Here is a 10,982-nt window from a genome sequence, read left to right on the forward strand (position 1 = left end):
AGCCACGAGCGCAGCGGCATCGCCCGGGTCGGTGTTTCGAAGGCGCGCGTGCAGCGTGCCAAACAACTCGCCCGACTGGTTCCCGACGGCGACGGCGTGTTGTGGGACAACGTCCGCTTCCGAGAGCGGGTGGCGTCGCTCGAAGTGGAGCTCAAGGCATTGGAGATGACGCAGATGCGGGTGATCGCCGAGTCCACCGCGGGCGCCGGGCCGGATCCGAAGACGTCGATCCTGAAGATCAAGGGGTCGGAGCTGCAGCAACTGGCGACCGAACTCCTGCTGGAAGTGGCCGGCCCCGACGCGATTCCGTTCGATCCTGGCTACCTGACCGGTGCAGAGCCGATGCGCGAGCCGGAATGGGCATTGACGATCGCGCCGAACTATTACTTTGCGCGCCACGTCTCGATCGTGGGTGGTTCCAACGAGATTCAGAAAAACATCTTGGCCAAGTCGATACTCGGCTTATAGGCCAATACGGAGAGCTCCATGGATTTTGATTTGAGCGACGAGCAGCGCATGCTCAAGGACAGTGTCGAGCGCATGGTGCGCGACCAGTACGGCTTCGAACAGCGCAGCCGATATTTGGGCGAGCCGGGCGGCTTCAGCCGCGCCATCTGGGCGCAGTGGGCCGACATGGGTCTGCTCGGGCTGCCGTTCGACGAAGCAGACGGCGGCTTTGGCGGCGGTCCGGTGGAAACCATGATCGTCATGGAAGCACTGGGACGCGCGCTGGCAGTGGAGCCATACCTTGCGACCGTCGTGCTCGGCGGCGGCCTGCTGCGCCTGGGTGGCAGTGCCGGCCAGCGCGCGACATGGGTTCCGAAAATCGCCGACGGCAGCACGCTGTTCGCGTTCGCCCACGCCGAGCGACAGGCTCGCTACCGGATCGCGGACGTGGGCACCAGCGCAATTGCGGTCGAGGGCGGCTATGTACTCAACGGCGCCAAGTGCCTGGTACTACATGGCGACAGCGCTGACCAGTTGGTGGTGTCGGCACGCGTCGCCGGTGCGCGCGGTGCGCCGGAGGGCATCGCGCTGTTCCTGGTGGACGCTCGGGCGCCTGGTGTGACGCGCAAAGGCTACCTGACCCAGGACCACCTGCGCGCTGCCGATATCGTACTCAAGGACGTGAAGGTGAGCGAGCACGATGTGATCGGCGAGCCGGGCATGGCCCTGCCTTTGATCGAACGGGTGGTGGACGCGGCGATCGCCGCCCTGTGCGCGGAAAGCGTGGGAGCGATGGCGGTCGCACACGAGCAGACCGTGGAATACCTGAAGACGCGCCAGCAGTTCGGTGTCGTGATCGGTAGTTTCCAGGTGCTGCAGCATCGCGCGGTGGACATGCTTGTGATGCTCGAGCAGGCGCGCAGCATGGCCATGTTCGCCACCATGATGGCGTCCGACCCGGACCCCGACGAGCGGTGCCGCAGCATTGCCGCCGCGAAGATCCAGATCGGGCGCGCTGGGCGATTCATCGGCCAGCAGGCGGTGCAACTGCACGGCGGCATTGGTGTCACCGAGGAATGCCAGGCCGGGCATTACTTCCGCCGCCTCGGCATCATCGACCTGATGTTCGGCGACGCCGAGCATCACCTGGCCGCACTGGCGCAAGCCGGCGGACTGATTTGCACAGACGCCTGAGGCCGAACATGAGCTACGAAGCCATCCTGTACGAGGTCAAGGAGCGTATCGCAACCATCACCATCAATCGCCCCGAGCACTTGAACACCTGGAACGACACGGTGGCGACCGAAGTCTATGCCGCCATGCAGGCGGCCGGCACCGATCCCGAGGTGCGGGTCATCGTGTTCACCGGCGCCGGCAAGGCGTTCTGCGCCGGCGGCGACATCCACAGTTTCGGCGGCGATCCGAACCAGCTCATGACCAAGCTGCCGCGCCCGTTCGACATGCGGGTGCGCGCCGACTGGCAGACCCGCTGCTCCTACTACCCGGCGATTCCGAAGCCGGTGATCGCCATGCTCAACGGCGCGACAGTCGGCATCGGCCTGATCCACGCGCTGTTCTGCGATATCCGCTTCGCCTCCGAAGACGCCACCATCACCACGGCGTTCGCGCGGCGCGGCCTGAGCGCCGAATACGGCATGGCTTGGATCCTCGCCCACCGTGCCGGGCACGCCCACGCGCTGGAGCTTCTGCTCTCCGGCCGCAAGATCAAGGGCAGGGAAGCCGAGCGCATGGGCCTCGTGAACCGGGCCATCCCGGCCGAGAAGCTGGTCGAGGAAACCTATGCCTATGCGCGCGACCTGGCCGAAAACTGTTCGCCGCGCTCGATGCGGGTCATGAAGCAGCAGATGTGGGAGGTCCCGTTCCAGACACCGCACGAGGCAATCATGGCGGCTGGCCTCGACATGCCGATCGCCAATCAGTGCGACGACTATCGGGAAGGAATTGCCAGCTTCCTCGAAAAACGCAAACCGAACTTCAGCGGCACTTGAGCCCTTTACCGAAAGATTCCCATGCTTGACTATCAAACCATTAAGAACTGGCCGATCGAAGATGTGCTGCAGCACTATACCGAACGCGACACCATACTGTATGCGCTGGGCCTGGGTATCGGTGCCGACCCGCTCGACCCCGAGCAACTGCGCTACGTCTACGAAAAGAACCTGCAGGCGCTCCCTACCTTCGCCGCGGCGCTAGCCTGGCCGAAGTCGTGGATGCGCAACCCGGAGACCGGCATCGACTACGTGAAGCTGGTCCACGGCGAACAGGACGTGCGCTGGCTGCGGCCGATCCCGGCGGCAGCGCATATCCGCAGTCGCACACGGGTGAGCCGCGTCGTCGACAAGGGGGCCGGCAAGGGCGCCGTGGTGGAACAGTTGCGCGAGCTGGTCGATGAAGCCGGCGGCGCGATCCTGGCTGAAGTGCGGCAGGTCAGTTTCCTGCGCGGCGACGGCGGTTTCAGCGCCGCGGACGGCGTCAGCGATGCGCCGCCGGAGGTGCTCCCTGCGGTGCCGGAGCGCGCATCCGATGCCCAGTGGTCGGTCAGCACGCCGCCCCAGGCCGCGCTGCTGTACCGTCTGTCGGGCGACAGCAACGCATTGCATGCCGATCCTGAAGTAGCGGCCAGGGCAGGGTTCCCGCGTCCGATCCTGCACGGCCTGGCCACCTACGGGATGGCCTGCTACGCGGCGCTGCGCGTCTGTGCCGGCAACGATGCCTCGCGTCTGACGCGGCTGGCGACGCGCTTCACGGCGCCGGTCTATCCGGGCGAGGAGGTGCAATTCGAGTTCTGGCGCGAAAGCGATACCATGTGGCGCCTGCGGGCCAGGGTCGCAGCACGCGAGGCCGTCGTGCTCAACAATGGCATCGTCGAATTGGCATAGAGGAGCGCCCCATGGACCTACGCGAGACCGAGCACGAAAAGGCGTTCCGGGCAGAGGTGCGCAGCTTTGTCGAGGCGAACCTGCCTCACGACCTGCGCGATCGGGTCCTGAATTTCCAGCACCTTGAGAAAGCGGATTACGTCCGCTGGCAGCGCATCCTGGCCACGCACGGCTGGGGCGCACCGGCCTGGCCCCGCGAGTTCGGCGGTGCTGCCTGGAGCGCGGCCCAGCGCAATATCTTCGACGAGGAATGCTTTGCCGCCGGCGCACCGCGCCAGATGCCGTTCGGTCTGTCGATGGTGGCCCCGGTGCTGCAGAAGTTCGGCACCCCTGCCCAGCAGCAGCGCTTCCTGCCACGCATCCTGTGGATGGAAGACTGGTGGTGCCAGGGCTATTCCGAACCCGGCGCCGGTTCCGACCTGGCTGCGCTGAGCACCCGCGCCGAGCGGAGCGCGGAGGGTCACTACCTGGTCAATGGCCAGAAGATCTGGACGTCGTTCGCCCAGTGGGCTGACTGGATCTTCTGCCTGGTGCGCACCGATGCCAGCGGACGCAAGCAGGAGGGAATTTCCTTCCTGTTGATCGACATGGCCACGCCGGGCGTGAGTGTACGTCCCATCAAGACGCTCGACGGCGGCCACGACGTCAACGAAGTCTTCTTCGACAACGTCAAGGTGCCGCTCGAAAATCTGGTGGGCGAGGAGCATCGTGGCTGGAGCATCGCCAAGTACCTGCTCGGTCACGAACGCACGAATATCGCCGGTCTGGGCAATTGCAAGCGCTTCATGCGGCGTCTGAAGGAAATCGCCGCGAGCGAGCGCAAGCACGGCAAGCCGCTGCTGCACGATCCGCGTTTCCGCGACCGCATCGTCAAGGTCGAGATAGACCTGATCGCACATGACTGGTCGCTGCTGCGCCTGATCGCGGCGGAGGAGGAGGGGCGCGCCCCGGGCCCGGAAGCGTCGATTCTGAAGATCCGCGGTTCCGAGATACAGCAGGAACTGACCGAACTGCTGATGGAATGCGCCGGCCCGTATGCGCTGCCGTTCGTGGCCGAGGCGCTCGAGCCTGGTTACAGCGGCGACACCGCGCAGGGCGAGTTGCTCAATGCGCTGGCGCCGCACTACCTCGACTGGCGCAAGATCTCGATTTATGGCGGCGCCACCGAAGTCCAAAAAAACATCATCGCCAAGATGATCCTGGGGCTTTGAGGACAAACATGGACTTTACCCTGAATGAAGAGCAACAAATGCTGGCCGACCTGGCGCAGCGCTTCGTCGACAAGGAATATGGCTTCGAGGCCCGCCGCAAGCTTGCCGCCAGCGCGGCCGGCTGGTCGGACGAGAACTGGGCGCGCCTGGCGCACATGGGACTGCTGGCCCTGAACGTGCCGGAGGAATTCGGCGGCATGGGCGCCACGCCCGTGGAGACCATGATCGTAATGGAAGCCTTCGGCCGTGGTCTGGTGCTGGAACCCTTCGTCTCTTCCAGCGTGCTGGGTGCCGGATTGATCGGCAGCGCCGGCAGCCCCGCGCAGCAGGCGCAGCTGTTGCCCGGCATCGCCGAGGGCAGCATCATGGTCGCGCTGGCAGCGCTCGAACCGGGCGCGCGTTTCGACCTGTGGCAGGTCGCCACCACAGCACGTTCCCAGGACGGCGGCTATGTGCTCGATGGACGCAAGGGCGTCGTACTGGACGGCGCCGGTGCCGATGTGCTCCTGGTTTCGGCACGCAGCGAAGGCGCGCTGGACGAGCAAGACGGTATCAGCCTGTTCCTGGTTGACGCCCGGGCATCCGGTGTGACCGTGCGCGGTTTTCCGACGCTTGACGGCCGGCGCAGCGCCGAGATCGTTTTCGACAATGTGCAGCTCGGTCCGCACGCCCTGATCGGCGAGGCCGGCGCCGGCTTCGCACTGCTGGAGGAAACCGTCGACCGTGGGCTGTTCGCCTTGTGTGCCGAGGCGCTCGGCTGCATGACCCAGTTGGCCGAACTGAGCTTCGAATACCTGCGAACGCGCAAGCAGTTCGGCAAGCCGATCGGCAGCTTCCAGGCCTTGCAACACCGTGCTGCCGACATGCTGAGCGCGGTCGAGCAGGCGCGCGCGATGGTCTATTTTGCCGCGTCGCGGCTCGAAGGCAGCAGCCGCGTGGAGCGGCGCCGCGCGCTGTCGGCGGCCAAGGCGATGATCGGGCGCAGCGGACGCTTCGTCAGCCAGCAGGCGATCCAGCTCCATGGCGGCATGGGCATGACCGATGAGCTGTCGGTGGGTTGGTATGCCAAGCGTCTGACCTGTATCGACATGACCTGGGGCAATACCGAACACCACGTAGAGCTCTATGGCGAAACCCTCTGACGCGCCGGCCTGGTTCCAGGCGGCGCTGGCGCATAGGGCGCACGAGTACGTGCTGCCCGATCCGGCAGGAGCGCTGGCCTACCGTTGCTGGAATCCAGAAGATAGCGACAAGGACGCGCTGCTTCTCGCGCACGGCTACCGCGCCCATTCCCGCTGGTGGGATGCAGTTGCGCCCTTCCTGACGGAGCGTTTCCGTGTCTATGCCCTCGACTTCGCCGGCATGGGCGACAGCGCCGCGCGCCAGCACTACGACGGCGGCGAATTCACTGCCAACATCCGCAGCGTGCTCGATCACGCCGGCGTGGCGCGCGCCACGCTGGTCGGTCACAGCTACGGCGGCATGCGGGTGCTGCGGGCCTGCGCTGAATTTCCGCAGCGGATCGCACACGCCATCATTCTCGACAGCTACGTCGCCATCGACGATCGCGTCATCCCGCGCGGCCAGAGCCGCTACGGCCGCACGGAACCGTATCCGACCTTCGAGGCGGCCATGGGGCGCTTCCGCCTCCTGCCCGAACAACCTGGCGAATTCTATGTACGCGAGCACCTTGGGCGTCATTCCATCAGGGAAGTCCCCGGGGGCTGGAACTGGAAGTTCGACCGCGCGCTGCCCTATGCATTGTTCGAGCGCGACGCCGCTGCCCTGTTGGCGAAGATCACGGTGCCGGTCGACATCGTGTGTGGCGAGCACAGTGTCGTGCAGTCACCGGCACACGCCAAAAGGGTGGTGGCGGCGCTGACCTCCAGTCCCCGGGTACGCGGACCGATCGTGATACCGGCTGCGCACCACCACCTGATGATCGACCAGCCGCTGGCGCTGGTTGCGGTACTGCGCGCGCTGCTCGCCTGAGCCGTGCGCGGCACCCCGCTAACGGAAACAAATATTTTCCGGAGGTGACGCCAATTCTTCCAGACTGCGCTATTATTTGAACGTCGTTCAGAAATACTGAATACGCTGATCATCAGCCGTCAATAAGGAGACAGTCATGGCACACCCCGCTTCGGCCCCGGAACAGGCGCCGGCACCGGCTCACATTCCACCTCACCTGGTCCACGATTTCGATATCTACAATCCACCGAACGCGGCGGACGACTACCATATGTCGCTCAAGGTCCTGCACCGCGACTCGATGCCCGACATTTTCTGGACGCCACGCAACGGCGGTCACTGGATCGCTACCCGCGGCGACGACATTTATCACATCCTCAAGGACTACGAACACTTTTCGTCGAAGCAACTGACCGTGCCGCTGGTCGAGCATGCGCCGATGGCACCGATCTTTTTCGACCCGCCGCAGCATACCGCTTACCGCGCCATCATCGCCCCGGCATTCACGCCGCAGGCGGTGGGCAAGCTGGAAGAGCAGGCCCGCGACACCGCGATCGCCCTGATCGAAGGGTTCATCGCACGCGGCGAATGCGAGTTCGTCACCGAATTCGCCCAGCACCTGCCCATCGGTATTTTCATGAAGCTGGCTGCGTTGCCGGAATCAGACCGGGAAATGCTGCTTGCCTTGGCCGATCGCATGGTTCGCCCTGGATCCGAGGAAGACAAGCTTGCTGCCTTTGGGGCCATCTTCGAATACGTCGGTGTACAAATTGCAGAACGGCGTGCCAATCCAGGTACCGACCTGATCAGCCATATCGTCCAGTCGAAAGTCGACGGGCGCGAGCTCACCGACATCGAGCTGCGCGGCCTGTGCGCCCTGGTCCTGATCGGGGGCATGGACACGGTGGCCTCCGCGATGGGCTTCATCGCCAATTTTCCTGGCCCAGAACCCGGGCCATCGCCAGCAGCTGATCGATAACCCTGCGCTGGCGCCAAAGGCGGTCGACGAGCTGCTGCCCCTTTCCCGGTGTTCAACCAGGGGCGCCGGGTCGTGGCCGACATGAGGTACAAGGGGGTGCAGCTCAAGGCGGGCGAGATGATTCTGTTGCGACCACGCTGCACGGGCTCGACGAGCGCAAATTCGAGCGGCCCTTGGAAGTCGACTTCACGCGTCCGACGCCGATCCATTCCACCTTCGGCAATGGCCCCCATCGCTGCCCGGGATCCTTCCTGGCACGCGTCGAGCTGAAGGTATTCCTGCAGGAGTGGCTCAAGCGTATTCCTCAATTCCGGGTCAAGCCTGGCGAACGCGCAGGCGTGCACGGTGGCGTCAACGGCACGCTGTACCGCCTGCCGCTCGTCTGGGACGTCAAGTAACTTTTTGAAGACTATTTCATGAACACACACAACAACGATTCTCTCTTCAGGCTCGACGGAAAGACTGCGCTCGTCACCGGGGCCGGCGCCGGCATCGGGCGCGGCATCGCGGAAACCTTCGCCAACGCCGGTGCAAGTGTCATCGTGGTCGACATCGACCAGGCCCGTGCCGATGAAACCGCGCACGCGATCGTCGCACGCGGCGCAAAGGCTAGCGCACTGGTGGCCGATATCTCACGCGAGGCCGACGTGGTCGCGCTGTTCGAGCAGGCCCCGGCTGTCTACGGTGGACTCGACATCCTGGTCAACAACGCTGCCATCTTCCCAAAGAAACCCTTCATGGAAGTCGATACAGAATTCTGGGATCGCCTGCACGGGGTCAACCTGCGCGGCACCTTTCTATGTCTGCGCGAGGGTATCCGCCGTATGCGCGAGCAGGGGCGCGGCGGCAGCATCGTCAACATTTCCTCGGTTTCCTCGCTGCAGACGGCCGTTTACCACAACGCCACCTACAACGCGTCCAAGGCGGGGGTCAACAGTCTGACTCGCACTACCGCCCTCGAATTCGCTGCCGACGGCATCCGCGTCAACGCGGTCTTGCCGGGCGGCGTGCTGACGCCGGGCGCGAAGGCGGCCACGTCCACGATCGAGATCAAGGGCCCCATGACCACCCCGGGACGGATTCCGCTCGGCGGCATGGGCGACGCGGCCGACATCGCGGCCGCAGCGCTGTTTCTGGCCGGCCCGGCAGCACGCTACATTACCGGCCAGCTGCTGGCGGTCGACGGCGGTTTCCAGATTGGCTGACGAGCGTTGACAGCTTTTCGCACGATGTTTATTATTTTGAACGATGTTCGCAAAATAGACCGATAGTGAAAAGCCCGGTCATTACAAAAGGAGATAGCCATGTCCGCTGCACCGTCTGGCGCGCCCGCCGGCGCCACCACCCGCATCGACTTCGTCAGTAAGGATGCCTACCTGTCGCGCGATTTCCTGGCGCGCGAAAACGAGCACCTGTGGCCCAGGGTGTGGCAGATGGCATGTCGCCTCGAAGAGATCCCGAACGTGGGCGACTACGTCACTTACGACGTGATCGGCGAGTCGATCATCGTGGTGCGTACCTCGGCCGAGGAGATCCGCGCGTACTACAACGCCTGCCAGCATCGTGGACGCCGCCTCACGAACGGGTGCGGCAAGGCCACGAAGTTCCATTGCTCGTTCCACGGCTGGCAGTGGAACCTGGACGGCTCGGTTGCCCGCGTGCTCGACCGCGAGGATTATGCCGGCTGCCCGGATTTTCAGGATGGCGATTTGAAGCTCAAGGAAGTGCTGGTCGGGCAGTGGGCCGGATTCGTCTTCATCAATATGGACATGAACGCCGAACCGCTGCTCGACTACCTGGCGCCGGTGCCGGAGATCACCGACTGCTTCGAGTTCGGGAAGATGCGCTACCGCTGGTACAAGTCGATCCGGCTGCCTTGCAACTGGAAAGTGGCGCTCGAAGCGTTTAACGAGGGCTATCACGTGTTCGGTACCCATCCTCAGCTGCTCGAGGTGGCGGGCGACGACGTGACCCGCAGTTTCACTTACGGCAAGCACGGCATGTTCAACTATGCCACGGCTACCCGCATTATCGGTGCGCCGTCGAGCCGGACCGGCAAACCGATGCCGGCCGACGTGCGCCAGGGCCTGGTCAACTTTTTCCAGACGATGGAAGACCAGTTGAAGGCCATCAATACCGATCGGGACAACGTCGCCGCCAAGCGCCTGCTGACGGAAATGGAACCGACGGGCAACCAGTTCGCGGTGCTGGCCCAGGCGATGGCATACCAGAAGGAAGCGGCGGAGAGCTCGGGCGCCGGCTGGCCGGATATCTCGTTCGAACAGCTGGGCCGCGCGGGCGCCGACTGGCACGTGTTCCCGAACATGGTGTTCTTGCCGTACCCGGACGGCGCATTGTTCTACCGCTCCCGCCCGGACGGCGACGATCCAGACTCCTGCATCTACGACATCATGTCGCTGGCGCGTTATGCGCCCGGTGACGAGCCGCCTCTCGTGCGCGAGCAGTACTACGGCAAGGATGAATGGAAGGAGAATGCGCTGGAAAAATTCGGCCTGATCCTGTGGCAGGATTTCCAGAACATGATCAACGTTCAGCAGGGCATGAAGTCACGGGGCTTCACCGCAGCGCGCACCAATCCGTTGCAGGAGAGCGTGATCTCGAACTTCCACAAGACGGTTCGTCAATACGTGGAGGGCGGGAAGTGACGTCGCCGCAGTGGGATGCCAGCTACGACCTGGTCATCGTGGGCAGCGGCGGCGGTTCGATGTGCGCCGCCCTGATGGCCAAGTCGCTCGGCAAGCAGGCACTGATCATCGAAAAACAGGACAAGGTCGGGGGCTCGACCGGCTACTCGGGCGGTGTCTGGTGGATCCCGAACAACCATGTGATGAAGCGTCACGGCGTCGACGATTCGTACGAACGGGCGCGCCAGTACTTCGATGCGGCGGTCGACTACGATGGCCCGGGTTCGTCGCCGCAACGGCGCGAGGCGTTCCTGCGCACCGGACCGAAGATGGTCGAGTTTCTTGAGCAGCATGGCATGAAATTCATCTATGCCGACGGCTGGTCCGATTACTACGACGAGTTACCCGGCGGCGAGCCGCGCGGGCGCTCGCTGATGGCTGAACTGTTCAACATTCATGAACTGGGTGACTGGGCGCCGAAGCTGTCCCGATACAAGGGGCCGTCGATGCCCGCCGGGTCGAACGAGTACCCGACCCTGTTCCTGATGAAGCGGACCTGGGCCGGAAAGAAGAAGGCTCTGGCCATCGGCGCGCGCATGATGTACCAGAAGATCAGTGGCAAGGAACTGGTGGCCAACGGTGCTGCGATCCAGGGCCGCATGCTGCAGATCGCGCTGCGCTCCGGCATACCGTTGTGGACCGAATCCCTCGTCAAGGAGCTGGTGGTGGAAAACGGCCGCGTGACCGGCGTGGTGGCCGTGCGTGAAGGTCGCGAAGTCAGGATCGAAGCGAAAGGCGGCGTATTGATCAATGCGGGCGGGTTCACGCA

The 10,982-nt window shown here is 64.2% G+C and carries 10 protein-coding genes and 1 pseudogene; all 11 read left to right on the top strand.

What is annotated here, in order from left to right; genetic code table 11:
• Positions 1–468: acyl-CoA dehydrogenase family protein (locus I5W_RS13385; protein ID WP_044529598.1), on the top strand; the 468-nt coding region annotated here is incomplete at its 5' end.
• Positions 469–486: 18 nt separating this feature from the next.
• The gene (locus I5W_RS13390; RefSeq protein WP_044529599.1) at positions 487–1,641 is read left to right on the top strand and encodes an acyl-CoA dehydrogenase family protein; all 1,155 of its coding nucleotides are present in this window, start codon (positions 487–489) and stop codon (positions 1,639–1,641) included.
• A gap of 8 nt (positions 1,642–1,649) precedes the next feature.
• Complete coding sequence (locus tag I5W_RS13395; protein ID WP_044529600.1) at positions 1,650–2,456, top strand: enoyl-CoA hydratase; 807 nt, start codon at positions 1,650–1,652, stop codon at positions 2,454–2,456.
• 21 nt (positions 2,457–2,477) lie between these two features.
• Positions 2,478–3,347 (top strand): MaoC/PaaZ C-terminal domain-containing protein, encoded by an 870-nt coding sequence (locus tag I5W_RS13400; protein ID WP_044529601.1) that lies wholly within the window; start codon positions 2,478–2,480, stop codon positions 3,345–3,347.
• Positions 3,348–3,358: 11 nt separating this feature from the next.
• Positions 3,359–4,558, top strand: a complete 1,200-nt coding sequence (locus I5W_RS13405; RefSeq protein WP_044529602.1) for an acyl-CoA dehydrogenase family protein — start codon at positions 3,359–3,361, stop codon at positions 4,556–4,558.
• Between the two features lie 8 nt (positions 4,559–4,566).
• A complete protein-coding gene (locus I5W_RS13410) occupies positions 4,567–5,700 on the top strand; it encodes an acyl-CoA dehydrogenase family protein (RefSeq protein ID WP_044529603.1) in 1,134 nt (377 codons plus the stop codon).
• Positions 5,684–6,550: an alpha/beta fold hydrolase gene (locus tag I5W_RS13415; protein ID WP_044529604.1), complete on the top strand. Its 867-nt coding sequence runs from the start codon at positions 5,684–5,686 to the stop codon at positions 6,548–6,550. The genes I5W_RS13410 and I5W_RS13415 overlap by 17 nt, the downstream gene beginning before the upstream one ends.
• A gap of 136 nt (positions 6,551–6,686) precedes the next feature.
• A pseudogene (locus tag I5W_RS13420) lies at positions 6,687–7,906 on the top strand (cytochrome P450).
• Positions 7,907–7,924: 18 nt separating this feature from the next.
• Positions 7,925–8,713: an SDR family NAD(P)-dependent oxidoreductase gene (locus I5W_RS13425; RefSeq protein WP_044529605.1), complete on the top strand. Its 789-nt coding sequence runs from the start codon at positions 7,925–7,927 to the stop codon at positions 8,711–8,713.
• 99 nt (positions 8,714–8,812) lie between these two features.
• Positions 8,813–10,174 carry an aromatic ring-hydroxylating oxygenase subunit alpha gene (locus I5W_RS13430; RefSeq protein WP_044529606.1) on the top strand — a complete coding sequence of 454 codons (1,362 nt, stop codon included), beginning with the start codon at positions 8,813–8,815 and terminating at the stop codon, positions 10,172–10,174.
• Positions 10,171–10,982: FAD-binding protein (locus tag I5W_RS13435; RefSeq protein ID WP_044529607.1), on the top strand; the 812-nt coding region annotated here is incomplete at its 3' end. The genes I5W_RS13430 and I5W_RS13435, both read left to right, overlap by 4 nt.

Source organism: Herbaspirillum sp. B65, assembly GCF_000333555.1.
In the GTDB taxonomy this organism is placed as follows: Bacteria; Pseudomonadota; Gammaproteobacteria; order Burkholderiales; family Burkholderiaceae_D; genus Herbaspirillum; species Herbaspirillum rubrisubalbicans.